Consider the following 22,709-nt stretch of genomic DNA (forward strand, 5'->3'; position numbering starts at 1 on the left):
GGGTCTGCTAGCGCCACCGCGCGGCGGCTGCAAGGGTGTTGCCGCTAAGTCTTGCCTGCAACCGCGCGCAATGCCTTGGCTCGGGCGGGCGGAATGTTGGCAATCTCGACGCCTGTAAACACATGAAGCGTGTTCATCGCGGTGTCGATCACCGCATGGTCACTGACCCACCCCCCCATGCTGAGGTAGGTTTTCAACAGCGCAGGCACCTGCGCCATCGCCACCGCATGATTTAAAACCATGTGGTCTGAAGCCGTGCGATCTGTCACCGCCCGCGCATGTGCCCCAAATCGCACCACGTGCGGTGCCTTCACGCCGGGCTGCCAACTATCAGGCGCTTGGTGGCGTTGAACCAGTAAATCAAACGCTTGGGCGTATATCCCTGCATCCGTGCCCGCAAAAGACGAACAGCCAAACAACATGCCCACCGACCGCGCATCCACAACCGCCGCCAACATGCCCCACGCGATGCGCAACACATCAGGATCACGCACAGCCGGATCGTTGCAAAAGCGACCCAGCTCCAACATCGGGGCAGCGTAGCCCGAAAGCCGTTCTAGATCATAGTATTGCGCGGAATAACTTGATGTGATCGCCCTGCCAGAATCGATCGACATAAGCCGATAGCAACACACCAACGCGCCGGCCCGATCTTCAACCATGATGTGGTCACAGCGCTTATCAAATTTGTCGGTTTCAATCCCGCCAACGCGGGCTTGTCCGCCAGCATCTTCAACAAAACACCGATGACGCAACTGCTGGCACCGCTGCACATCATCGGCCGACTCTGCAAACCGCGCGACATAGGTGCCACGCCGTAGCACAGTGTCTTCAAGCGGAGATTGAACTTTGGCCATACCTAGATTGGCCGCGCGATGATAACTGCCTTGATGCGTGCTGACGCGGGATGCGCCTTCACCCGTCACCCAAGAAGTCACCAGCGTTAAACCGCCCAATGGACCCAAACAACTGGCGAATGAATGTGGTGTCGCGCACGTTGTCTTGCGTCACGCGGCGCGACAAGGCCACGACATTGCCGTTCTCAAGCCCGAAGCGTTCCACATTGGACACAACGCCCGTGTCGTCAAATCGGATCGCCACAATTTCGCGGTCAATTTCCTGCGGCTCTAACGGCCCAAGCAGGCGGAAGCGGCTTTGCACGTAAAAATAGCCTCCACCATTGGTCATACCACCCGCCGTGGGCGGCCCGATCACATCAACAACCGAGTCGCGCGTATCAACGCCAACCAGCACTTCTGCCAATTGATCATCGGTCGGTGTGTAGCCGTGATTGCGGTAAAGCGTCGTGCACCCTACCGACATCATCAACACACACGCGACCAGTGCTGCGCGCGTTTTGCGACCTGTGATTTCCATGCGTATCTGCACCCTGATAATCCTGTCTTGGCTTCTGATGGCTTTTAACGCATTTACAGCCATTGTGAGACGAAATTCAAGGGTGCCCGCACATGTCCGATCTGCCGAACCATCCCATCCGCTTTGCGGACCTACCAACACGCAAACGAACACATTTCACGATTGAACCCGACAGCGACGGCCGCAAAGCAATCGCAAAGACCATTCGTGTGCTGCAAGTTAAGAAGCTGCATTTTGATGGCTCACTGATTCCCACGGGAAAACGCGACTGGCGGATCGAAGCGACTTTGGGCGCCACCGTCAGTCAGGCTTGCGTTATTTCGCTCGACCCCGTGACCACCCGCATTGATGAACAGATCTCCCGGTCCTACATTTCGGATTTTGACAAACGCAACGACGCCGCTGACGATAAAGCCGACGATACAGAAGTTGAGATGATCGAGGACGATACCACAGATCCTTTGCCAGAAATCCTCGATTTGATAGATGTCATCACCGAAGCCCTTGTTCTCACGATGCCGTCCTACCCGCGCAAAGATGGTATTGAAGCGGAGGCGGTCGGCGTCACCGAACCCGGAAAATCCGTCATGACCGATGAGGATGCGCGCCCCTTCGCCGGTCTTGCGGCCCTGCGTGCAGCGGCTGCAAATAGGGGCGCCAATGCAGGTGACGACACAGGTGACAACACAGGCACTGACAGCGACAAAGACGACGATTAACATCTCCCCTGAAAGAGGTTGCGCAAAAGCGAAATCGCCGTATCTTCACGCCTTCTTTCAGATCAAGTCTCGACAGGCTGTCGGTTATGACCTAAAGCCCGACCGAACGCTTATCGAGAGCACGAAATTCACGCGGTCCATCTTACGATAAAAGGACCCACTACCCGAGGTTGCGACATGGCTGTCCCACAGAATAAAATTTCCAAATCCCGCCGGAACAACCGTCGGTCCCACCATGCTCTTGACGGGGCAAACCCGAACGAGTGCACATCGTGTGGTGAACTAAAGCGCCCACACCACGTTTGCCCGTCTTGCGGCAAATACGCAGAACGCGAAGTGATCGCACAGGCCGACGAAATCGATCTGGACGAAGACGCGGCGTAAGCATTAAGGTCTGTCGAAAGGAACACTATGTCCGCGACTGACCAATCAACAGCGCCGCTTGTTATTTCCGTTGACGCCATGGGCGGCGACGAAGGACCCGCGCCGATTGTCGCGGGTCTTGCGCTTTTCTTGCGCCAAAACCGTGACACGCACATCCTGCTACACGGGCCCGAGGCGGAGCTTGAACCGCTGATCACCAAGCGAAAACTCTCTAAATCAGTAACAATCGTTGATGCGCCCGACGTGGTTGCGATGTCCGACAAGCCAAGCCACGTCATGCGCCACGGCAAATCGACATCCATGTGGTCGGCCATAGAATCTGTGCGCAACAAAGACGCCGCCGTGTGTGTGTCTTGTGGCAATACCGGCGCGTTGATGGCGGTGTCGATGATCCGCCTGCGCAAAGCCGAAGGCGTGAACCGCCCCGCCATTGCCTGCCTCTGGCCCTCGCGCAACGCCGCTGGCTTTAACGTGATGCTGGATGCAGGTGCAGATATTCGGGCCGACGAAGAAGACCTTTTGACCTATGCGCTCATGGGGGCATCGTATGCGCGCAACGGTTTGGGGCTGGATCGCCCGCGTGTCGGATTGTTGAACGTCGGCAAAGAAGAACACAAAGGCCGCGCCGAATTAAAAGTCGCCAACGACATCATCGCCCGCGCCGCACCCCTTGGCGAATTTGATTATGTGGGATTCGTTGAAGGCGGCGATCTTCCCTCAGCGCGCGTAGATGTGATCGTCACGGACGGGTTTACCGGCAACGTCGCGCTGAAAACCGGCGAAGGCACGGCGAATTTCATCTCCGAATCGCTGCGTGCCGCGTTCAAAACCACATGGTTTTCGCGCATCGCAGCGCTGCTCGCGCTAACATCCCTCAGCCGCCTGAAGAAAAAGATCGACCCGCGCCGCGTCAATGGTGGTGTGTTCCTTGGTCTGAACGGCACCGTCATCAAAAGCCATGGCGGCGCGGACGAAACCGGCGTCGCAGCCGCCGTCGCACTCGCCGCTCAGCTTGGGCGGTCCGGCTTTGCCGACAAGCTGGCAGCGCGGGTTGCAACGGCCGCGGCCCTTGGCCAAGATGACACAGCGACCAGTAACGCAGACACGGGCCCACTGGTGGCCAAGACAATCTTGAAAAAGGACACCGGCATTAAATGACCATTCGCGCAATCGTTCGCGGCGTCGGCCACTACCTGCCCGACCGCGTCGTTCCGAATTCGGAATTTGAAGCCTCGCTCGACACCACAGACGAATGGATTAAGGCACGATCCGGCATCGAACGCCGCCATTTCGCCGCGCAAGGCCAAACAACATCCGACCTCGCGACCCGCGCCGCCAAAGCCGCCCTGTCGGACGCTGGCCTGGATGGGTCCGATATTGACGCCATCATATTGGCGACCTCTACGGCCGATCTGACATTCCCATCCGCCGCCACAATGGTGCAACGCAATATTGGCAACACCACTGGATATGCCTTTGATATCCAAGCAGTTTGTGCAGGATTCGTTTTCGCCTTGTCCAATGCAAACGCTTTGATCCTATCGGGCCAAGCCAAACGCGTGTTGGTCATTGGCGCCGAAACTTTCAGCCGGATCATGGACTGGACCGACCGCGGCACCTGCGTGTTGTTTGGCGACGGCGCGGGCGCGTTGGTTTTGGAAGCAACCGATGGTGCCGACAATCCCGATGATCGCGGCATCCTTGCGACCGACCTTAATTCTGACGGAACCTATTGTGATCTGCTGTATGTCGACGGCGGCGTGTCGACACAGAACACCGGCATGTTGCGCATGCAGGGCAAAGAGGTGTTCCGCCACGCGGTCGAAAAGCTCGCCTCGACGGCCATAACGGCGCTGCAAAAGGCCGGGCTTGGCCACGACGACGTCGACTGGGTCGTCCCCCATCAGGCCAATATCCGCATCATCCAATCGACTGCCAAAAAGCTTGGTGTGCCGATGGACCGGGTTGTTGTGACCGTTCAGGACCACGGCAACACGTCCGCCGCGTCGATCCCACTGGCTCTGTCCGTCGGGGTGCAACGCGGCCAAGTTAAGCCTGGCGATCTTGTTGTCACCGAAGCGATTGGCGGCGGCTTGGCTTGGGGCGCGGTCGTCTTGCGCTGGTAGCGGGTTTTCAAGTTCAATGTCACCCGACAATCCCTTGTTATTGACTTAGCTTTTGCCCATAGCCTAAAGTTGATAATTAACAAGGAGGATATCATGACCGATAAAACTTTAACGCGTATGGACCTAGCGGACGCGGTACATGAAGAAGTGGGCCTGTCACGCAATGAAAGCTCCGATCTAGTTGAGAGCGTTTTAACGCAAATGTCTGACGCGCTCGCGGGGGGCGATAGCGTTAAGATTTCATCCTTCGGAACCTTTTCGATCCGCGACAAGGCGGCCCGCATCGGCCGCAATCCCAAGACCGGCGAAGAAGTGCCAATCACGCCGCGCCGCGTGCTGAGCTTTCGCCCAAGCCATTTGATGAAAGACCGCGTCGCTGCGGGCAACAAAGGTTAGGGTCCCAGGGCGTGTCCAAATCCCTTGACGCATTCCGCACAATTTCCGAAGTCTCGGATGAGCTGGACACCCCAGCCCACGTATTGCGGTTTTGGGAAAGCAAGTTCAGCCAAGTCAAACCTGTCAAACGCGCAGGCGGTCGGCGCTACTACCGCCCCACCGACTTGGACCTGTTGGCAGGTATCAAAAAACTGCTGCACGATGACGGAATGACGATCAAAGGTGCGCAAAAGCTTCTTCGCGAACAAGGCGTTAAGCACGTAGGCAGCCTCGGGGCCGCAGCCATGTTGGCAGCCCAAGACGCGACTAAATTGGACACCGACGCAGTCGACGTTTTGCCCATTGACGCAGCACCAACAGCCGAAGCAACCACACCGCTTGAAGTTGAGATCACAAACGTAGTCACCCTGCCGGATCCAGCACCAAAAGGCCCCGTGCTGTCGCTTGATCTTGCTCCCAAAGCCACGCCAAGCGATCAAACGGACCCGCGCGTTGCCGCGCAGCGTAGTGCAAAAGCCGTCAACGTTCCCGCTGACCCTTCCGACAAGGATAGCAAAGCGACCGCGCGCCTGTTTCATTTGCTGCACAAGGCGTCGCACGCCAAACTCGCGGCGCAGGCCGAGGCCATTGCCCCACTTCTTGACCGGATGCAAAATCTGCGTGACAGCATTAGTTTGCGCTGATCGCTTGGTCCGGTTTATGCGATTTTCACCTTGCCCCGCGCCCTATTTGCGATATGACGAAATTCAAGTCGGGCCATGGCGCAGTCTGGTAGCGCGTCCGTCTGGGGGACGGAAGGTCGCAGGTTCGAGTCCTGCTGGCCCGACCAAAATATAACCGCCCACCGCGCAACCGCGCAGGTGGGCGTTTTTGCATCTGATATCAGAGGTTTGCGATGAAAAACGGCGTACTTTCCGACACTCAAATCAGCGCCTTAATCGATGGTGGTGCCATCACTGCATCTGCCGGTTTTGAACTTGGACAAGTGCAGCCCGCCTCGCTTGATCTGCGGCTTGGTCACGTTGCATATCGTGTTCGCGCGTCGTTTCTGACAGGGCGCGGTCAATCTGTGACGGACCGCCTTGCACAATTCACCATGCACGAAATTGACCTGACAGATGGCGCCGTGCTTGAGAAAAATTGCGTCTATGTCGTGCCCCTGCTCGAATCGCTCGCCCTGCCCGACACCATGACTGCCGCGGCCAGTGCTAAATCGTCGACTGGACGGCTTGATCTGTTGACGAGGATCATCACCGACAACGGCGTCGAATTTGATCGTGTGCCAAAAGGCTACGCAGGCCCGCTTTTTGTCGAAATTTGCCCGCGTTCTTTTTCTGTGCTCGTGCGTCCCGGATTGATGTTGAACCAGATAATCTTTCGCAACGGCAAGACCTTCATCAATGACACCGACCTTATCGCGCTTCATGCGAAAACCCCTATCGTTGATGGCGAAGCTGTCATCTCGGATGGGCTAGGGTTTTCCGTTGATCTGAAACCACAAAGCGGTGATCTGGTCGGTTACCGCGCCAAACCGCACACGGGCGTTATCGATCTGGCGCAAGTTGCCCACTACGAACCGGCCGATTTTTGGGAAGAAGTGCGCACGACCGACGGTCACATCATTCTTGATCCCGGTGCATTCTATATTCTGGTCAGCCGCGAATCGATTGCGATCCCACCCGATTGTGCAGCAGAAATGGCGCCCTACATTGCGATGGTCGGTGAATTTCGGGTGCATTACGCGGGGTTCTTCGATCCTGGTTTTGGCTGGGACAGTGCTGGCGGCGCTGGATCACGCGGCGTGCTCGAAGTGCGCTGTCACGAAGCGCCTTTTGTACTGGAACATGGGCAAATCGTGGGGCGGCTGGTCTATGAACACATGTCACAAACGCCCGCAGCACTTTATGGTCAAGACATCAAATCCAACTATCAGGGTCAGGGCCTCAAGTTGTCCAAGCACTTCAAATCTTGATCCCATTTGGACCGTTACGGCGTCATCTGATCTGCGTTAAAACTTGGTAAAACGCCGCGCAAATCGGCTCGTTTGGCGTAAACTACGCGATGTCTGCTTTCCCTGACGTTCCAGATCCCGCTCTTCCTGGGTTTGATCCTGTTTGCGGTTGCCACGGTTCGTGGCCGCGCGAATACCGCTGTTAATGCCCTTACTTAAAAGGCGACGCAGGATCATGCTTATAATTCGTTCCATTGGATCGTCCTTCTATGGATACCCTTTATATAGGCCTTTGGGCCATAATCACAACAATCCCTTAAAATTTGGGCAAATTGATGGCACTTTTCAAGCCTCGTCAAACATCTCGCTCTGATCGTCGTCATCTTCAACGTCGCTGCCGTCATCATCATCCACATCCCCGTCGACCATGCCCGGCGCGGGCCGGCTTTCGAGCAGACCCGCAGAGCGCAACTCCTGAAGCCCTGGCAAATCGCGCGCACTTTCTAGGCCGAAATGATCAAGGAAATCTTGCGTCACCACGAATGTGACAGGACGCCCAGGCGTCATGCGCCGCCGCCCAAACCTGATCCATTCCAATTCGATCAACTGATCGACCGTGCCACGGCTGACGCTGACACCGCGAATTTCCTCGATATCGGCGCGGGTGACAGGCTGGTGATAGGCCACAATCGCCAGCGTTTCGACGGCAGCGCGCGACAGTTTGCGCGTTTCAACCGTTTCTTTTTGCATTAAAAATCCCAGATCAGGCGCGGTGCGCAAACCCCATGCATCGCCAATCCTGACCAAGGACACCCCGCGCCCGTCGTAGCGTTTGCGCAGGTAAACCAGCGCCTCGGCGGGGTCACAGCCATGGGGCATCCGGCCTTCCAATTCCTTGACCGTAACTGGATCAGCACTGGCAAAAAGAATCGCCTCGACCATGCGTTCCTGTTCCCCCATAGGCGGGGCTTCGAACAGGCTTTCTTCTTTTTTTTCAAACGCTTGCGCCTCTGTGCTCTGCTCGCTCATCGGTCTTTCTTTCTGATCTGAATGGGCGAAAATACATCGCCTTGCCGCATTTCAATCTTACCTTCTTTGGCCAATTCAAGCGACGCGGCAAAGGTTGATGCGGTGGCGGATCGCCGTTTCACTGGGTCAATTTCCCAGCCTTCGGGCAGATACGACAGGATATCTGTCCACTCCCCTGCAAAACCGATCAGCCCACGCAGACGGCTCAGTGCCTCTTCCATGGTGAAGACCTTTTCACGGTCCAACACGAAGGGGCGAAATTCATCTTTGGTCCTGATCCGCGCGTAGCCCTGCATCAGGTCAAGCAATGTCGCAGTGTAGGTCACGCGACGCGTGCGCGTCACGTCTTCAGTGATGCCACGGGCAAAGAAATCGCGCGCCAGCTGATCGCGCGCCATCAACTTTGCCGCCGCTTCGCGCATTGCCGAAAGCCGTTCAAGTTGAAATGCCAGATGCGCCGCCAATTCTTCGCCCGATGGCCCGTCCTCATTCGGATCGGGGGGCAACAACAAACGTGATTTCAAAAACGCCAGCCACGCAGCCATGACCAGATAATCCGCCGCCAATTCCAGCCGCAAACCGCGGGCCTTATGAATAAACGCGAGGTATTGTTGCGCCAGCGCCAGTACAGAAATCTGACGCAAATCGACCTTTTGGGTGCGTGAAAGGGTCAACAGCAAATCCAGTGGCCCCTCAAACCCGTCCACATCAACAATCAACGCTTCCGCGGCAACGCGGTCACTGACGTCAGACTCGAATATGGTCGCGTTGGACATGAAACCCCGTAAATTCCAGTCGGAAGGCCCTATTCGGCACCCGCTCCTAATAGGTGGTCAAATTCCTCTGACAAGGCCGAAATGTCAACGGGCATGGGGGTTTTACGCATCATCAACGCGGCGTCTGCACGTGATTGGGCTGCATCGCTCATCTGCCCAGCAGCCTGCCCGACTTGCACAATTTCAGCCGCGTCACCGCAGCAATGCAAGATCACGTCACACCCAGCCGCGATCGATGCGCGGCTGCGCTGCGCCACATCACCTGACAGGGCCTCCATTCCGATATCATCGGTCATCAACAAGCCATTGAACCCGATGTCGTTGCGGATCAGATCCATCATCACGCGCGACGTCGTGGCAGGTGCGCTGTCGTCGATATCTTCAAATACAATATGCGCCGTCATGCCCATCGGCAGGTCCGACAATGCCTTGAACGGCACGAAATCCTGCGCTTCCAGATCGCTGCGCGCGGCCGTGACCCGTGGCAAATCCTTGTGGCTGTCCACGCTGGCACGCCCATGTCCGGGGATGTGTTTGATCACGGGCAAAACACCACCCGCCAAATGCGCATCAGACACCGCACGGCTCGCATCCATCACCGTGACCGCGTCGTCGCCATAACAGCGGTTGCGCAGGAACAGATGGGTCAAGCGGGCGGTAATATCAGCGATTGGCGCGCAGTTGGTATCAATCCCGACGTCGCGCAATTCTGCAGCGATAAGACGATACCGCAGCCACAGCGCGCGAATCGGATCAGTGGCAATTTGCATCTGTTCTAGGGGTGGCAACCACTGGCGCCAGTGGGGCGCGCGCAACCGCTGCACCCGCCCGCCTTCTTGATCTATCAGAATGACAGCATCGTGCCCCGCCGCAGCCCGCAGATCATCACACAACCGGCGCACTTGGTCAGGGGTGTCGATATTGCGGGCGAACAGAATGAACCCGAACGGCCCATATTCGCGAAAATAGGCGCGTTCCCAGTCGGTGATACGCAGCCCCTCAGGGCCGAAAATCGCCGCGCCAAATTGCATTTAACGCACGCCTTTCATTTGCGTCCGACTTTCATCAACGCACCACCACTGGAATACAGGCCGCACCTTCGGCAGACAATGCCGAACAAAACCGCCGCGCGTCGCTCAGGTCCGTGAACCCCATGGCACGCAGGCGAAAGAACGTGCGCCCACCGGAATTGGCTTGCTGGATAATCTGGTCTTTACCGTCAAGAAAATCAGGGAAGCGTTGCGTCATACGTGCCCATTCGGTGGCCGCAACATCCGCGCTGTCGAACGCACCAAGCTGCACCAAATTGGTGCCAACAGGGACATCTGCCGTCGTGACTTCACCCGTCACAGGTGTTGCGACACTGGACGTCGTTACCGCTGCTGGAACAAGCGTTGCCACAGCCACGGGACGGTTCGCAGGTCGCGCCGTCGGGCGCACTGATCGGCGCACACCGGGCACTGCATCGGGAATAATATCGGGGTTCACAACCACGCCGTTCACCGCAACCTCAATGGGCACATCTACGCCGTCGGCAAGGTTTGTAAACGGCACAGCACCAGCCGCAATCTGGTCCGCCAACGCCAAGACATCCGCCACCGTGAGCGGCACAGATGGATCAACAGGCGTCGCAAGGGCCGCAAACTGCGCGCCCGCACGCTCGGGCGCGTCTAATTCATCGATTGACAGGGATGTGGTCACCGCAACACCCAGCCGGTCTTGCCCAGTAGACACGACTTCACCTGCCTCGGCGACTGATGTGACTTCCAGATCCTCAGCCCGTAGCGAAACATTGCCCGGGGCCAACACCAGTCGATCCTCAGGTTCAGCCGCACCACCGAGTGCTGGAACCGAATTCACTGACAATCCAACATGGGCTGCAATTTCGCCACCGGGATTGTCTGGTGCCACCCGCATCTCACCTTCCAAGGCCCGCACGACTGGAACGCCAGTGACGTCGCGCACCAAAAGCCTGTAACCCCAGACCCCGACCCCGCCAACAAGCGCGATGGAAACCACCGCCGCTACGACGTTGACGTATTTGCCCGCTTGACGTGTCGTCGGAATCCTGATGCCCGACCCGTTAAGGCCCGCTGCATAATCTGCCATATACCTGCCTCACTGCGCGGGAAAAAAACCCCGCATATTACCGTCTTTTAAACGCCCAATTTGTCCAAAAACCGGTTCACACTTTTCGGATCGCGCTCTAGCCCCTGGCCCCAGACACGTGCGCTTTAGCGCATCTCTTCCGCTGGAGTTACACCAAGAATAGACAAACCGTGAGAAATTACAACGCTTACAGCTTTGATCAGCGCGATTTTCGCCTGTGTTGCAGGGATGTTGTCGACTTGCAGGAAACGCAACGACGCATCGTCATTGCCACGGTTCCAAAGCCCATGCAGTTCCGACGCGAGGTCATAGAGGTAGAATGCGATGCGGTGTGGCTCATGTCCTTTGGCGGCAATTTCAACCAACCGTGGCCATTCCGCCAATTTGGCAGCCATCGCCAATTCCGCTGGATGGGTCGCCAGCGACAGATCGGCAATTGCCAAATCTCCCACATCAACGCCCGCTTCAGCGGCTTTGCGCAGCACCGAATGAATCCGTGCGCTGGCGTATTGGACATAAAACACCGGATTGTCTTTTGACTGTTCCGTCACCTTGTCGAAATCAAAATCAAGCGGCGCGTCATTCTTGCGCGTCAGCATGTGGAACCGCGTCACATCAGGCCCGACTTCATCCACCAGATCGCGCAACATAATAAACGTGCCCGCCCGTTTGGACATCTTGAACGGCTCACCGTTTTTGTACAGCTTCACCAGTTGCGTCAACTTGATATCCAGCGGCACGGCATTGTCCGACAAAGCCGCGACAGCCGCCTTCATCCGTTTAACGTAGCCACCATGATCCGCACCAAATACATCAATAAGGGCGTCGAACCCTCTGGAAACTTTGTCAAAATGATAGGCAATATCTGGCGCGAAATAGGTCCACGCACCATCTGACTTCTGGATGGGCCGATCCACATCATCGCCAAAATCAGTTGATTTGAACAACGTCTGTTCGCGCGGTTCCCAGTCCTCGGGCAGCTTGCCCTTGGGCGGCTCAAGCGTGCCTTTGTAGATCAGGCCCTTGCTTTTCAAATCCGCAATCGCTGCTTCGATCCGACCCGTGCCATACAGCGATTTTTCGGAATAAAACACGTCCATTTTAACACCAAGCATGTCCAGATCCTCACGGATCAACGCCATCATCGCTTGCGTGCCAAAGTCGCGAACGTCGTCCAGCCAAACGTCCTCGCCCTGCCCCACATAAGCATCGCCAACCTTCGTCTTCAGGTCCTGCCCAGCTTTGATCAAATACTCACCGGGGTAGGTTCCATCCTCGAATGTGACGGCCTGACCGTGGGCTTCCAAATAGCGCAAATAGACAGACCGCGCCAAAACATCGACCTGCCCGCCACCGTCGTTGATATAATATTCCCGCGTGACGTCATAACCCGCATAGGCCAGCAGGGACGCCAACGCGTCACCAAATACCGCACCTCGGGTGTGGCCAACATGCAGCGGTCCCGTCGGGTTGGCGCTGACATATTCGACGTTTATTTTTAAACCGGTGCCCAAATTAGACTTACCAAAATCGCCGTCCGTCAGAACGGCCCGCACCACACCAGCCCAAACGCCCGCGTCAAGCGCGAGATTCAAGAACCCCGGCCCGGCAATATCCGCGCTCATGATGCGGCGATCAGCAAGCAATTTTGCGGCCAGCGCCTCCGCAATATCGCGCGGCTTCAGGCCCGCAGGCTTGGCCAATACCATCGCCGCATTCGTGGCCATATCACCATGTGTTGCGTCTCGCGGGGGTTCAACTGTGACGTTAGCAAAGTCCAAGCCAGCGGGTAAAACCCCATCATTGGTCAGAACGTTCAAACAGTCGATCACAGCTGCGCGGATATCGGCGAACAGGTTCATGGTGCTTCCTTTTTGCGGACTGTCGGTTTAGCACCATCATACCCCACGTCAACGAGGGTTCCATGACCCACAGCTTGTTTTGCTATCTTGTGGTAATGCCGCTCTGCACGACGATGATCGCTGCGCCCGCACCAAAGGCGCTGCGCGCGCGGGGCTGTACGTTGGTATCGGCATGATCGTCAGCCTCGCGACAGCCACTTTGCTGCTACTCGCGCAGGTCCCAATGACGCAAGATGACAGGAACTGGCGTCGGATGGACGCTGTATCCACCGCTCACTGCCACTGGCCCGCAAACCGCGCTGAACCAAGTGGATGCCTTTGACACCGACAATCAATTCTTAAGCACAGACGTGTTCTAATTCATCGTGACTTATCTGGCTGTAATCGTACTGGTCCGCGGCTGCGCACCGTAACGTCGCACGACACAGTCCCTACCCCACCAGCCGCGCATGGGTTTCAATCGCGAACCGATCCGTCATCCCCGAAATATAATCCGACACAATCCGTGCCAGTGCCGTCTCACCGTTCGCCGCCGCGACGTCCTTGCGCCATTGCTTTGGCAGATGGCTGGGGTCAGACATGAACAACGGAAACAGGTCCTCGACCACCTGCGTCACCTCAGCTCGCATTTTCACCACGCTTGGCGCGCGGTACATCTGGCTGAACAGGAATTTGCGCACAACCTTCAAATCAGCCCACAGATCTGGCGAAAACTGCACCATCATCCGCCCTGCGCCGCGCACATCGGCGCAGGTTTTGGGATCAAGATCGGCCAGATTTGCGCGACTGACCCCAATCACATCCTCAACCAATATGCCAAAAAATCGCCGCAACGCCTCATGGTGGCGGCGGTATTTATCAAGACCAGGATATTTCGCATCCACCTTTCGAAAACAATCGCCAACAATCGGCAAACCCAGCAAATCGTCAGTGCTAAACAGCTCGGCGCGCAGCCCGTCGTGGATATCGTGGTGATTGTAGGCAATATCATCAGACAGCGCGGCAGACTGCGCCTCGGCTGACGCATGGGTGTGCAATTCCAGATCGTGCACCGCGTTATAATCGGACAGCGCATAGGGCACCGGATCGACAACAGGACCATTATGCTTGGCAATGCCCTCCAACGTTTCCCACGTCAGGTTCAACCCGTCCCACTCCGCGTAATGGCGCTCCAGTGACGTGACAATCTGAATGGCCTGCGCATTGTGATCAAAGCCACCGTAGGGCGCCATCAATATCGACAACGCATCTTCGCCGGTATGCCCGAACGGGGTGTGGCCAAGATCATGGGCCAGCGCCACCGCCTCGGTCAGTTCAGGGTTCAAATCCAACGCGCCCGCAATCGTGCGCGCCACTTGTGCGACCTCAATCGAATGGGTCAGCCGCGTGCGAAAGTAGTCGCCCTCATGTTCCACGAACACTTGCGTCTTGTGTTTAAGGCGGCGAAATGCCGATGAATGAATGATCCGGTCACGGTCGCGCTGGAACCCGGAACGAAACTCGCTCTCCTCCTCGCCAAAAAGCCGCCCGCGTGTGGTCGCGGGGCTGCACGCGTACGAAGCTACCATGTCTGTCCCCTTATATCAGCGCCACTGCCTTGCCGCCATTGCCTGTCACCCCTATATTGTAAGTACAGCCCAACAAACAGGCCCGAAAAAATGCTCACGCTCCCCCCCAAAGTTACCCAACGCGCCTTTGAACGTCTTTCCGAAATCGGCGCAAACGCGGACGGCAAAGCCCTGCGCATCGGCGTGAAGGGCGGTGGTTGTTCGGGTTTTGAGTATGAAATCGATCTGGACGAAGCGAAAGACAACGATCTGATCCTTGAAGGCTCCGGTCAGAAGGTGGTGATCGATTCCATCTCCCTGCCATTTCTGTCCGACGCCACGATTGATTTCACCGAAGAACTGATTGGCGCGCGGTTTGTAATCGAAAATCCCAACGCCTCAAGCTCATGTGGCTGCGGCGTTAGCTTCTCAATGTAGGGCAAACGTATGCACGCTGTGTGTACAAGTTGTGTACGCCTTGTGCCTCCCCAATTTGACAGGCAAAACAGGGTCAAAGTTCGGGGGCACAGATGAAAATTGCGACATTCAACATCAACGGCGTTAAGGCGCGCATCGGTGCGCTGACCGACTGGCTTGAGGCGTCAAAACCCGACGTTGCCCTGCTACAGGAAATCAAATCCGTCGACGAAGGTTTCCCGCGCGAACACTTTGAGAACCTTGGCTACCGCGTTGAAACACATGGACAAAAAGGCTTTAACGGCGTCGCGATCCTATCGAAATTGCCTCTCGAAGACATCAGCCGTGGACTGCCCGACGCAGCAGGCGCGGGCCGCGAAGGTGTCGATGACATCGAAGCCCGCTACATCGAAGCGACTGTTATTGGTGAAAAAGCCATTAGAATCTGTGGCTTATACCTGCCCAATGGCAATCCCGCACCGGGGCCGAAATACGATTACAAATTGCGCTGGATGGATCGCCTTAAGACGCGTGCGCAGCAGCTCATGGCACTTGAAGAACCCTTCCTAATGGCAGGGGATTACAACATAATCCCCCAACCAGAAGACGCCGCACGCCCCAATGTGTGGACCGATGACGCGCTGTTTCGCCCCGACAGTCGCGCCGCGTTTCGCCGCCTGTTAAACCTCGGCCTCACAGAAGCGTTCCGCGCCTGTCATCAGGGCAGTGGCCACTATTCGTTCTGGGATTACCAAGCGGGGGCATGGGACAAGAATGACGGCATCCGCATCGACCATTTTTTGCTGTCAAATCAATGCGCTGACCTGCTGAAAGACGCTTGGATCGAAAGTGGTGTGCGCGGGCGTGAAAAGCCGTCAGACCACGTTCCCGTCTGGGTCGAATTGGACGCCTGACGTCACTTGGTCACATCATACCCGTAAAGCCAATCCAGCCGTTTCAGAAAGGTGTTTGGTGCAATTAAACCAAGCGTTTTCAATCCAGTATGGGCCACTCTTCGCCTGATACCTGACAGGTGATAATTGCGCGCATTGGCATTGGCAGCCGCAATTGTGCGGCTGACACGCGCGCGGCGCAGCAATTGAAATCGCGACAACGCGGCGTCCAGATCATCTATCTCATCACAACAGCGCGCCAACACATACCCGTCTTCGATCGCCAAGTTCGCACCCTGCGCCAAGAACGGCAGCGTCGGATGCGCCGCATCCCCAAGAACCACCAAGCGGTCATTATGCCAGCGTTTCACAACGGGATGGCGAAATAGCCCCCACAAATATGTCTCGCTAACGTGGCTCAATATCTCCCGTAATTCTGGGCAGACATCGTCAAATGCAGCCCGCAGGTTTTCAGGGTTATCCGCATGCTTCCAACCCTCTTCGGCCCACGTGTCGCGTTCTTGCACAGCCACGATATTGAGAGTGTTATCAGTCAATGGATAGGTCACAACATGCCGGTTCGGGGCCATCCAGATACGCGCAACGGGTGCGACATCTTTGGCTGCAATCGTGGCCCGCCATGCGACTTGACCGGTAAACTCAGGCTCCGCAGTATTGCCCAAAAACAATCGCGAAATCGAATGAATGCCATCCGCACCGACGCATAAATCACAGGGTATTTTGCCAATATTGGTGTTCAACGCCCCGTCTTTGGCGATGCTCTCGACGCGCACACCAAACGAAATATCAACGCCCTGTGTCTGTGCCGCTTGCGCGATCAGATCCACCAATGCTGCGCGGTGAAAAAACCGATAGGGCGGCACTTGGCTGGACAGATCAAACTGCGCGATCACTTTGCCACTTAGGGCATCAGTCGGCATCACGGCTTGCGCGATAATGCTGCGGTGGTCCATGTCATCGGCCAACCCAAGTGCCGCTAGAACCCGCGCCCCGTTCGGGGCCAATTGGATTCCTGCGCCAACCTCGTTTAACGCCGATGCTTGTTCATAAACGTGGACGTCCGCGCCACGTTGCGCAAAGGCCAATGCAGCCGTCAGCCCACCGATTCCAGCGCCAATAACAACAACGCGTTTGCCGCTCAAATTGCTAGAAGCGCTCGATGCTCCGTCGGACCTCACGTCATGTTTTTGCAACATTCGCCCCACATTTTTCCTGCGGATCAGTCGGTGCGATGCACCCGTTCACTGCGCTCGTGGCGCTCTTGCGCCTCAAGGCTCATGGTGGCGATGGGACGCGCATCCAGCCGTTTCAGGCTGATCGGGTCGCCCGTAACGCTGCAATATCCGAATTCGCCTTCGTCGATGCGGCGCAAAGCCCCGTCGATTTTGGACACCAGTTTGCGTTCACGGTCACGGGTGCGAAGTTCAAGCGAACGGTCGGTTTCTTCAGACGCGCGGTCAGCAACATCTGGAATATTGCGCGTGCCATCTTTCATCGACTCAATCGTGTCGCGGCTATCTTCCAGAACTTCGCCACGCCAGTTAATCAACTTGCGGCGAAAATACTCAACCTGTTTGTCATTCATAAACGGTTCGGAATCGACCGGTACATAATCATCCGGCAGGAAAGTTTCGGCTTTCATATTCGCTCCCTTGGGGGTGGAAACTGCAGTTGAATTTTGATGGTTTGGCAATATACGCCTCCCTCTTTGGGGTTCCTTTAAACCCTCAAGAGCAGGCTGTCACCCCCTTGTGGATCACCTTTTCAGGGGTTGAAGCCGCTTAGTGAGGTGTTACCGTTAACACTATCGTCAAACACAACACACAGGTCAGAAATGCGTTTCACTGGAACTGAATCTTATGTCGCAACGGACGATCTGACCGTTGCCGTGAATGCGGCTGTCACGCTGGAACGCCCGTTGTTGGTCAAGGGCGAACCCGGGACGGGCAAAACCGAACTCGCGCGGCAAGTAAGTGCGGCACTGGGTTTGCCGATGATCGAATGGCACATAAAATCAACCACAAAGGCGCAGCAGGGCCTATATGAATACGATGCCGTCAGCCGTTTGCGCGACAGTCAGTTGGGCGATGCTAAGGTCAATGATGTCGCCAATTACATCAAACGCGGCAAGTTATGGCAAGCGTTCGAAGCAGACGGGCGGGTTGTTTTGTTAATCGACGAAATCGACAAGGCCGACATCGAATTTCCCAACGATCTACTGCAAGAACTCGACCGGATGGAATTCCATGTCTACGAAACTGGCCAGACCGTAAAGGCCCTGCACCGACCGATCATGATCATCACATCCAACAACGAAAAAGAATTGCCCGATGCGTTTCTGCGCCGCTGTTTTTTCCACTACATCCGGTTTCCCGACATCGACACGATGCGCAAAATCGTAGACGTCCACCACCCCGGCATCAAGGACGCTTTGCTCACCACCGCATTGACGCAATTCTACGAAATCCGCGACCAACAGGGGCTAAAGAAAAAGCCCAGCACATCCGAGGTTCTGGATTGGTTGAAACTGCTGCTGGCAGAGGATTTGACGTCCGAAGACCTAAAACGCGATGGCGCATCTGCCCTGCCAAAACTGCACGGCGCGTTGCTGAAGAACGAACAGGACGTGCATTTGTTTGAACGTCTTGCGTTCATGGCCCGCAGCCAGCGCTAATTATTTCTCGCACCATGTCATCTTCATATAAACGTCGCCCGACCGCAGATCTGCCAACATCTGCTACAATCGCTTGTCGTTTGCGTCGGCGCGTTTTGCAGGCGCAATCTGGCTAGGTTAATCGTTGCGTTGATACCTTGGCCGCGCGCCGCAGGCACCTTGCAGACCCGCAGCTGTTATCGCATGCACCACATGATCAGGCATCACATTCATCGGGCGTTTCATCCACGTATCCTGGGATTGGTTGATGACATCAATATTGTACTGAAAGTTGCCGAATCAGGCGAGCTGCTCCCCCAAAACCGATGCATCCCATATCTAGTGGTTACATCAACAACAGCCACTAACCTATTGAGTCTTATGACACACACTCCGCCAGCATTTCTATGTGGCGCATATTTAGCACGTGAAAAGACACCCCCAACTCCCTTCTAAATAAAGGGCCCGAGCATGAGGGTCGTGGAATTGTCCAATTCCGCCCCAACTCAGGCCTCAGTCCGCTGGCAGATCGGCACTGAGTTAAATGGAGAGCAGAGTTGACCAAGGCTAAAATGCCAGTTGCCAGGCAGCAGACGTCACGCACACTCAATGTGCGGGCACGACGGATGTGGACAGATGAACTGACTTTTACGGGGGCCAGCGCCGATTGCGTTGACCCATTTGCTATCGACCCCAATGATAAAACATGGGCGCCTTCTGGCCGGCTTCTTGATCGGGGGGCGACATGAACCGAAACCTGCGTCGCCTGATGGCGCTATCGATCATGTTTTTGACCGCCTGTACCCCTGTGCCACAGTCTTCATATGTGGCCCCGTCCCTGCCGACCCGCACAATCGGCCTGCAAGACAGCTTACCGCCAATGCGGACATTCGCGGGCAATCGTGTCATCACGCCGACGCGGTCCAACCGCGAGATTGGCCAAGATTTCATGGACCTTTCGTTCCGCATGGAAAGCGGCCGTCCTGTTGCCCGCCTGACCCGATTCGAAGCACCCATCACCGTGCGCGTCGCCGGTGATATCCCGCCAAGTCTGGCCCCCGATCTGCGCGCCCTGCTGGGCCGTTTGCGCACCGAAGCCAACATCGACATCTCTCTGACAGGGGCGCAGACTGCGTCTATCACGATCGAAGCCATCCCGCGCGCCGTTCTGAACGCTGCTGTACCGCGTGCTGCTTGTTTTGTGGTGCCGCGCGTGTCGTCATGGGCAGAATTCCAAACCGTGCGCCGCACGCCGACCGTGGATTGGACGACGTTGGAACGTCGCAACCACGCGGCTGTGTTTGTGCCCTCAGATGTGGCGCCACAAGAAATCCGTGACTGTTTGCACGAAGAACTTGCACAGGCGCTCGGCCCGCTCAATGACCTTTATCGGCTGTCGGATTCCGTGTTTAACGACGACGACATCCACGCTGTGCTGACATCGTTTGATATGCTGATTTTGCGCGCATATTACGATCCGGCGTTGCGCAACGGCATGAGCCGCGGCGAAGTGGCTGCCCGCCTTGACCCGATCCTGTCGCGCCTGAATCCCGCCGGTGACAGGCGCGCAGCACGTCCGCGCAACGACACGACCCGCGCCTGGATCAACAACATCAAAATCGCGCTGACCGCTGGAACATCCGCACCACGCCGCCGCAACGCCGCGTTGCAGACTGTCAGCCTTGCAGGGGCCCTGAACTGGGACGGCCCACGCGACGGATTTGCGCACTACGCCTTTGGCCGCCTTAATGTGGGCTATGACAGCGACATCGCACTATCAGCCTTTAATCAGGCCGTGCGCATCTACAACCGATCCCCCGAAACCCGCCTGCATGCCGCCCACGTGTCCGTGCAATTGGCAGCCTTTGCCCTGTCTTCTGGTGACGGAGCAGCTGTTCTAAACCTCGTGGACGGCGCGATGCCAATCGCTGCCGCCCACGAAAACGCCGCCCTTCTTGCGACACTGATGATGTTCAAAGCCGAAGCGCTGGAAATGACCGGACGTGAAGCAGAAGCCAACGCCGTTCGTATGGACAGTCTTGGCTGGGCGCGATACGGGCTTGGGGCGGACGCCAATGTCCGCGCCCGCTTGCGCGAGATTGCATCGCTCAACCCACTCAAAGGGATATAACCAATGATTTACCCACTCAGCGGTCTGTTTTTCGGGGCATTGCTGGGGGCGTATCGGGCGAAATCGCGCGGTGGCAAGGTCGCAGACATGGCGCAGTGGGCCGCAGTGTTTGCGTTGATCTTTGGCATAATCGGTTTGTTCATCGCCATTATCATCACCCGCAATCTCACCTGATGTTTCTGCCGTTCTTTGATGCCCTTCGGCGGGGCGGCGTACAGGTTTCCTTGCGCGAATTTCTAACCTTCCTTGAAGGCATGGAAGCTGGCATCGCCACATACGATATAGAAGCGTTCTACTTTCTCGCGCGCACCTGCATGGTCAAAGACGAACGTAACATCGACAAGTTTGACCGTGCGTTCGCCACCGCCTTTGAAGGCTTGGAGGCGATCCCGGATTCTGCCGTCACGGACGCCGTCGACATCCCCGCCGACTGGCTGAAAAAGATGGCTGAAAAGCATCTCAGCGCCGAAGAAAAGGCAGAGATCGACGCGCTTGGCGGCTTCGAGGCGTTGATGGAAACCCTGAAAAAGCGGCTCGAAGAACAAAAGGGCCGCCACCAAGGTGGGTCCAAATGGGTCGGCACCGCCGGCACCTCGCCATTCGGGGCCTACGGCTATAACCCCGAAGGCGTGCGGATCGGCCAGTCTGAATCTCGCCACCAACGAGCGGTCAAAGTCTGGGACAAACGCGAATTCCGCAATCTCGATGACAACGTCGAAATCGGCACCCGCAATATCAAAGTCGCGCTAAAACGCCTGCGTCGCTGGGCCCGCGACGGGGCGGCTGATGAACTCGACCTTGATGGCACAATCCGCGCCACGGCTGAACACGGCTACCTCGATGTGCAAACCCGCCCCGAACGGCGCAACGCCGTCAAAGTGCTGCTGTTCCTCGACATCGGCGGCTCCATGGACCCGCATGTTAAACTTGTCGAAGAACTGTTCTCGGCGGCGAAATCCGAATTCAAACACCTTGAACACTTCTACTTCCACAATTGCCTGTATGAGGGCGTGTGGCGCGACAACGCCCGGCGCTGGGACGCGCAAATGCCCACATGGGACGTGCTGCGCACCTACGGGTCAGACTACAAATGCATCTTTGTCGGCGACGCGTCGATGTCACCTTATGAAATCGCTTACGTCGGTGGCGCCAACGAACACTACAACCAAGAAGCTGGCCAAACATGGCTGGAACGCGCCCGTGATCAATGGCCCAACCACCTATGGCTCAACCCGTTGGACGAACGCTATTGGCGATACACCCAATCCGTGCAAATGATACGACAGATTTTTGGCGACGATCGCATGGTCCCGATGACGCTGGCCGGAATCGAAAAGGGCATGAAGGTTCTCACATGATCAGGCACCTCTGGCAGACACATCGCCTCGCGCTGATGGCTTTCGGTATTGCCCTGTGTGCCTTGGGCTTTTTCGGCGTCAGAACCATGTCATCCATGATCTACTGGATGGACCCCGACCACCGGGATCAGGCGCTCGCCGGATGGATGACACCGCGCTACGTGATGCGATCCTATCAATTGCCGCCCGATGTGCTCGGCCCTGCCTTGTTTTTGGTCCGGGACGCCGCACCACGCCGCATCTCACTTGATACGATTGCGGCCGAAAACGGCATTACAATGGATGATCTTCAAATCCGCATCGACGCCGCCGCAGCACAGATGCGCGCTGATCGCGAAGCCCGCCGCGATGACTGAAACTGTCTTTGCCCTCGTTGCAGATTACGGCGTCACTATCGTGTTTTGCGTGACATTCCTGAGCTGTCTTGCGCTGCCCGTCCCGTCCTCGTTGTTGATGCTGGCCTCTGGCGGCTTTGCGGCCACGGGCGATTTGTCACTCTCGGCTGTGGGGTTGTCAGCGTTTTCTGGCGCTGTGTTGGGCGACAATTCCGGTTACTGGGTCGCGCGCAAATTGGGAACGCGGCTTGATGACTGGCTCGCCAAGCACCCCAAACGCGCAGCCCTTCGCGCGCGCAGCGCCACGTTCATGGACAAGCGCGGCGGCTCAAGCATTTTCTTGTCGTGCTGGCTCGTCGCCCCCCTTGGCCCCTACATGAACTATTTTTGTGGGGTGACTAAATTTACGTGGCTGCGCTTTGCCCTTTGGGGCGTCGCAGGTGAAATCGTCTGGGTCAGCCTATATGTCGGCTTGGGCTATAGCTTTGCCGACAACATCACATCCGTCGCCAGCGTGCTGGGCAATGCCAGCGGTTTCATCACCGCACTGGCTGTCGTGATCGGTCTGGGCTGGTGGTTGGTGCGCGCCAGCAAGAAGCGCCACACCACCTTTTCCGCTTGACCG

General features: G+C 56.8%; 27 protein-coding genes and 1 tRNA gene. 17 read left to right on the forward strand and 11 right to left on the reverse strand.

The genetic code is table 11. From position 1 onward, the window contains the following. Positions 1 to 44 precede the first annotated feature (44 nt). Positions 45 to 857, reverse strand: a complete 813-nt coding sequence (locus OAN307_RS13820) for a GNAT family N-acetyltransferase (protein ID WP_051068115.1) — start codon at positions 855 to 857, stop codon at positions 45 to 47. Between the two features lie 58 nt (positions 858 to 915). Next, positions 916 to 1,389, reverse strand: coding sequence for an outer membrane protein assembly factor BamE (locus OAN307_RS13825; RefSeq protein WP_333783171.1), 474 nt, complete (start codon positions 1,387 to 1,389; stop codon positions 916 to 918). 80 nt (positions 1,390 to 1,469) lie between these two features. Here OAN307_RS13825 and OAN307_RS13830 point away from each other — a divergent pair, with 80 nt between their 5' ends. The 8 genes from OAN307_RS13830 to OAN307_RS13865 all read left to right on the forward strand — a co-directional run bounded on the left by OAN307_RS13830 (position 1,470) and on the right by OAN307_RS13865 (position 6,974). Further along, positions 1,470 to 2,096, forward strand: a complete 627-nt coding sequence (locus tag OAN307_RS13830) for a YceD family protein (RefSeq protein WP_015500308.1) — start codon at positions 1,470 to 1,472, stop codon at positions 2,094 to 2,096. Positions 2,097 to 2,273: 177 nt separating this feature from the next. After that, on the forward strand, positions 2,274 to 2,480 hold the full coding sequence (gene rpmF, locus OAN307_RS13835; protein ID WP_044043755.1) for a 50S ribosomal protein L32: 207 nt from the start codon (positions 2,274 to 2,276) through the stop codon (positions 2,478 to 2,480). A 27-nt stretch (positions 2,481 to 2,507) separates the two neighbouring features. Beyond that, positions 2,508 to 3,638, forward strand: a complete 1,131-nt coding sequence (gene plsX / locus OAN307_RS13840; RefSeq protein WP_015500309.1) for a phosphate acyltransferase PlsX — start codon at positions 2,508 to 2,510, stop codon at positions 3,636 to 3,638. Continuing rightward, positions 3,635 to 4,606 (forward strand): beta-ketoacyl-ACP synthase III, encoded by a 972-nt coding sequence (locus tag OAN307_RS13845; RefSeq protein WP_015500310.1) that lies wholly within the window; start codon positions 3,635 to 3,637, stop codon positions 4,604 to 4,606. Before plsX ends, OAN307_RS13845 begins: the two co-directional genes overlap by 4 nt. Positions 4,607 to 4,699: 93 nt before the next feature. Next, positions 4,700 to 5,002, forward strand: a complete 303-nt coding sequence (ihfA, locus tag OAN307_RS13850) for an integration host factor subunit alpha (protein ID WP_015500311.1) — start codon at positions 4,700 to 4,702, stop codon at positions 5,000 to 5,002. An 11-nt stretch (positions 5,003 to 5,013) separates the two neighbouring features. Continuing rightward, on the forward strand, positions 5,014 to 5,685 hold the full coding sequence (locus tag OAN307_RS13855) for a MerR family transcriptional regulator (RefSeq protein ID WP_015500312.1): 672 nt from the start codon (positions 5,014 to 5,016) through the stop codon (positions 5,683 to 5,685). A gap of 69 nt (positions 5,686 to 5,754) precedes the next feature. Continuing rightward, positions 5,755 to 5,831 (forward strand) — tRNA-Pro (locus OAN307_RS13860). A gap of 66 nt (positions 5,832 to 5,897) precedes the next feature. Continuing rightward, a complete protein-coding gene (locus tag OAN307_RS13865; protein WP_015500313.1) occupies positions 5,898 to 6,974 on the forward strand; it encodes a 2'-deoxycytidine 5'-triphosphate deaminase in 1,077 nt (358 codons plus the stop codon). A 36-nt stretch (positions 6,975 to 7,010) separates the two neighbouring features. Here OAN307_RS13865 and OAN307_RS13870 read toward each other — a convergent pair whose 3' ends face one another. The 6 genes from OAN307_RS13870 to argS all read right to left on the reverse strand — a co-directional run bounded on the left by OAN307_RS13870 (position 7,011) and on the right by argS (position 12,729). Beyond that, positions 7,011 to 7,208, reverse strand: a complete 198-nt coding sequence (locus tag OAN307_RS13870) for a hypothetical protein (RefSeq protein WP_015500314.1) — start codon at positions 7,206 to 7,208, stop codon at positions 7,011 to 7,013. Positions 7,209 to 7,298: 90 nt separating this feature from the next. Continuing rightward, positions 7,299 to 7,982: an SMC-Scp complex subunit ScpB gene (gene scpB / locus OAN307_RS13875; RefSeq protein WP_015500315.1), complete on the reverse strand. Its 684-nt coding sequence runs from the start codon at positions 7,980 to 7,982 to the stop codon at positions 7,299 to 7,301. Then, positions 7,979 to 8,758 (reverse strand): segregation and condensation protein A, encoded by a 780-nt coding sequence (locus tag OAN307_RS13880; protein ID WP_015500316.1) that lies wholly within the window; start codon positions 8,756 to 8,758, stop codon positions 7,979 to 7,981. Before OAN307_RS13880 ends, scpB begins: the two co-directional genes overlap by 4 nt. Positions 8,759 to 8,787: 29 nt before the next feature. Beyond that, positions 8,788 to 9,789 (reverse strand): glycoside hydrolase family 3 N-terminal domain-containing protein, encoded by a 1,002-nt coding sequence (locus OAN307_RS13885; protein ID WP_015500317.1) that lies wholly within the window; start codon positions 9,787 to 9,789, stop codon positions 8,788 to 8,790. 34 nt (positions 9,790 to 9,823) lie between these two features. Then, a complete protein-coding gene (locus OAN307_RS13890) occupies positions 9,824 to 10,867 on the reverse strand; it encodes an SPOR domain-containing protein (protein WP_015500318.1) in 1,044 nt (347 codons plus the stop codon). A gap of 125 nt (positions 10,868 to 10,992) precedes the next feature. Then, a complete protein-coding gene (argS, locus tag OAN307_RS13895) occupies positions 10,993 to 12,729 on the reverse strand; it encodes an arginine--tRNA ligase (RefSeq protein ID WP_015500319.1) in 1,737 nt (578 codons plus the stop codon). Between the two features lie 233 nt (positions 12,730 to 12,962). Between argS and OAN307_RS30755 the strand changes: the two genes are divergently transcribed. Beyond that, positions 12,963 to 13,088, forward strand: a complete 126-nt coding sequence (locus tag OAN307_RS30755; protein ID WP_275450609.1) for a hypothetical protein — start codon at positions 12,963 to 12,965, stop codon at positions 13,086 to 13,088. A 72-nt stretch (positions 13,089 to 13,160) separates the two neighbouring features. Here OAN307_RS30755 and OAN307_RS13900 read toward each other — a convergent pair whose 3' ends face one another. After that, positions 13,161 to 14,297 carry a deoxyguanosinetriphosphate triphosphohydrolase gene (locus OAN307_RS13900; RefSeq protein WP_015500321.1) on the reverse strand — a complete coding sequence of 379 codons (1,137 nt, stop codon included), beginning with the start codon at positions 14,295 to 14,297 and terminating at the stop codon, positions 13,161 to 13,163. Positions 14,298 to 14,387: 90 nt separating this feature from the next. On the opposite strand from OAN307_RS13900, the gene OAN307_RS13905 reads away from it, so the two are divergent. Together OAN307_RS13905 and xth are read left to right on the forward strand one after the other, a co-directional pair. Beyond that, the gene (locus tag OAN307_RS13905) at positions 14,388 to 14,714 is read left to right on the forward strand and encodes a HesB/IscA family protein (RefSeq protein WP_044043758.1); all 327 of its coding nucleotides are present in this window, start codon (positions 14,388 to 14,390) and stop codon (positions 14,712 to 14,714) included. 92 nt (positions 14,715 to 14,806) lie between these two features. Continuing rightward, positions 14,807 to 15,607, forward strand: a complete 801-nt coding sequence (gene xth / locus OAN307_RS13910; RefSeq protein WP_015500323.1) for an exodeoxyribonuclease III — start codon at positions 14,807 to 14,809, stop codon at positions 15,605 to 15,607. A gap of 2 nt (positions 15,608 to 15,609) precedes the next feature. Here the strand turns inward: xth and OAN307_RS13915 are convergent, their stop codons facing one another. Together OAN307_RS13915 and dksA are read right to left on the reverse strand one after the other, a co-directional pair. Further along, the gene (locus OAN307_RS13915; RefSeq protein ID WP_051068012.1) at positions 15,610 to 16,803 is read right to left on the reverse strand and encodes an FAD-dependent monooxygenase; all 1,194 of its coding nucleotides are present in this window, start codon (positions 16,801 to 16,803) and stop codon (positions 15,610 to 15,612) included. A gap of 23 nt (positions 16,804 to 16,826) precedes the next feature. Then, entirely contained in the window at positions 16,827 to 17,249 is a 423-nt protein-coding gene (gene dksA / locus OAN307_RS13920) for an RNA polymerase-binding protein DksA (protein ID WP_044043761.1), read from the reverse strand. 192 nt (positions 17,250 to 17,441) lie between these two features. On the opposite strand from dksA, the gene OAN307_RS13925 reads away from it, so the two are divergent. The 6 genes from OAN307_RS13925 (at position 17,442) to OAN307_RS13945 (ending at position 22,706) form a co-directional block, all read left to right on the forward strand. Continuing rightward, a complete protein-coding gene (locus OAN307_RS13925; protein WP_015500326.1) occupies positions 17,442 to 18,281 on the forward strand; it encodes an AAA family ATPase in 840 nt (279 codons plus the stop codon). A 724-nt stretch (positions 18,282 to 19,005) separates the two neighbouring features. Beyond that, a complete protein-coding gene (locus OAN307_RS13930) occupies positions 19,006 to 20,391 on the forward strand; it encodes a DUF2927 domain-containing protein (RefSeq protein WP_015500327.1) in 1,386 nt (461 codons plus the stop codon). Positions 20,392 to 20,394: 3 nt separating this feature from the next. Further along, the gene (locus tag OAN307_RS28995; protein WP_085982885.1) at positions 20,395 to 20,565 is read left to right on the forward strand and encodes a hypothetical protein; all 171 of its coding nucleotides are present in this window, start codon (positions 20,395 to 20,397) and stop codon (positions 20,563 to 20,565) included. Next, positions 20,565 to 21,749 (forward strand): vWA domain-containing protein, encoded by a 1,185-nt coding sequence (locus tag OAN307_RS13935; protein WP_015500328.1) that lies wholly within the window; start codon positions 20,565 to 20,567, stop codon positions 21,747 to 21,749. The genes OAN307_RS28995 and OAN307_RS13935 overlap by 1 nt, the downstream gene beginning before the upstream one ends. Then, positions 21,746 to 22,105 (forward strand): hypothetical protein, encoded by a 360-nt coding sequence (locus OAN307_RS13940; RefSeq protein ID WP_015500329.1) that lies wholly within the window; start codon positions 21,746 to 21,748, stop codon positions 22,103 to 22,105. The genes OAN307_RS13935 and OAN307_RS13940 overlap by 4 nt, the downstream gene beginning before the upstream one ends. Next, a complete protein-coding gene (locus OAN307_RS13945; RefSeq protein WP_044043763.1) occupies positions 22,098 to 22,706 on the forward strand; it encodes a DedA family protein in 609 nt (202 codons plus the stop codon). The genes OAN307_RS13940 and OAN307_RS13945 overlap by 8 nt, the downstream gene beginning before the upstream one ends. Positions 22,707 to 22,709 lie beyond the last annotated feature (3 nt).

It is taken from the genome of Octadecabacter antarcticus 307, from assembly GCF_000155675.2.
Taxonomy (GTDB): domain Bacteria; phylum Pseudomonadota; class Alphaproteobacteria; order Rhodobacterales; family Rhodobacteraceae; genus Octadecabacter; species Octadecabacter antarcticus.

Bases quoted from the DNA above. Each gene is read 5' to 3' on its own strand.
- OAN307_RS13820 (WP_051068115.1), bottom strand. From the start codon at position 857: ATGGCCAAAGTTCAATCTCCGCTTGAAGACACTGTGCTACGGCGTGGC.
- OAN307_RS13830 (WP_015500308.1), top strand. From the start codon at position 1,470: ATGTCCGATCTGCCGAACCATCCCATCCGCTTTGCGGACCTACCAACA.
- rpmF (WP_044043755.1), top strand. From the start codon at position 2,274: ATGGCTGTCCCACAGAATAAAATTTCCAAATCCCGCCGGAACAACCGT.
- plsX (WP_015500309.1), top strand. From the start codon at position 2,508: ATGTCCGCGACTGACCAATCAACAGCGCCGCTTGTTATTTCCGTTGAC.
- OAN307_RS13845 (WP_015500310.1), top strand. From the start codon at position 3,635: ATGACCATTCGCGCAATCGTTCGCGGCGTCGGCCACTACCTGCCCGAC.
- ihfA (WP_015500311.1), top strand. From the start codon at position 4,700: ATGACCGATAAAACTTTAACGCGTATGGACCTAGCGGACGCGGTACAT.
- OAN307_RS13865 (WP_015500313.1), top strand. From the start codon at position 5,898: ATGAAAAACGGCGTACTTTCCGACACTCAAATCAGCGCCTTAATCGAT.
- OAN307_RS13870 (WP_015500314.1), bottom strand. From the start codon at position 7,208: ATGGAACGAATTATAAGCATGATCCTGCGTCGCCTTTTAAGTAAGGGC.
- scpB (WP_015500315.1), bottom strand. From the start codon at position 7,982: ATGAGCGAGCAGAGCACAGAGGCGCAAGCGTTTGAAAAAAAAGAAGAA.
- OAN307_RS13880 (WP_015500316.1), bottom strand. From the start codon at position 8,758: ATGTCCAACGCGACCATATTCGAGTCTGACGTCAGTGACCGCGTTGCC.
- OAN307_RS13885 (WP_015500317.1), bottom strand. From the start codon at position 9,789: ATGCAATTTGGCGCGGCGATTTTCGGCCCTGAGGGGCTGCGTATCACC.
- OAN307_RS13890 (WP_015500318.1), bottom strand. From the start codon at position 10,867: ATGGCAGATTATGCAGCGGGCCTTAACGGGTCGGGCATCAGGATTCCG.
- argS (WP_015500319.1), bottom strand. From the start codon at position 12,729: ATGAACCTGTTCGCCGATATCCGCGCAGCTGTGATCGACTGTTTGAAC.
- OAN307_RS30755 (WP_275450609.1), top strand. From the start codon at position 12,963: ATGACAGGAACTGGCGTCGGATGGACGCTGTATCCACCGCTCACTGCC.
- OAN307_RS13900 (WP_015500321.1), bottom strand. From the start codon at position 14,297: ATGGTAGCTTCGTACGCGTGCAGCCCCGCGACCACACGCGGGCGGCTT.
- OAN307_RS13905 (WP_044043758.1), top strand. From the start codon at position 14,388: ATGCTCACGCTCCCCCCCAAAGTTACCCAACGCGCCTTTGAACGTCTT.
- xth (WP_015500323.1), top strand. From the start codon at position 14,807: ATGAAAATTGCGACATTCAACATCAACGGCGTTAAGGCGCGCATCGGT.
- OAN307_RS13915 (WP_051068012.1), bottom strand. From the start codon at position 16,803: ATGTTGCAAAAACATGACGTGAGGTCCGACGGAGCATCGAGCGCTTCT.
- dksA (WP_044043761.1), bottom strand. From the start codon at position 17,249: ATGAAAGCCGAAACTTTCCTGCCGGATGATTATGTACCGGTCGATTCC.
- OAN307_RS13925 (WP_015500326.1), top strand. From the start codon at position 17,442: ATGCGTTTCACTGGAACTGAATCTTATGTCGCAACGGACGATCTGACC.
- OAN307_RS13930 (WP_015500327.1), top strand. From the start codon at position 19,006: ATGAACCGAAACCTGCGTCGCCTGATGGCGCTATCGATCATGTTTTTG.
- OAN307_RS28995 (WP_085982885.1), top strand. From the start codon at position 20,395: ATGATTTACCCACTCAGCGGTCTGTTTTTCGGGGCATTGCTGGGGGCG.
- OAN307_RS13935 (WP_015500328.1), top strand. From the start codon at position 20,565: ATGTTTCTGCCGTTCTTTGATGCCCTTCGGCGGGGCGGCGTACAGGTT.
- OAN307_RS13940 (WP_015500329.1), top strand. From the start codon at position 21,746: ATGATCAGGCACCTCTGGCAGACACATCGCCTCGCGCTGATGGCTTTC.
- OAN307_RS13945 (WP_044043763.1), top strand. From the start codon at position 22,098: ATGACTGAAACTGTCTTTGCCCTCGTTGCAGATTACGGCGTCACTATC.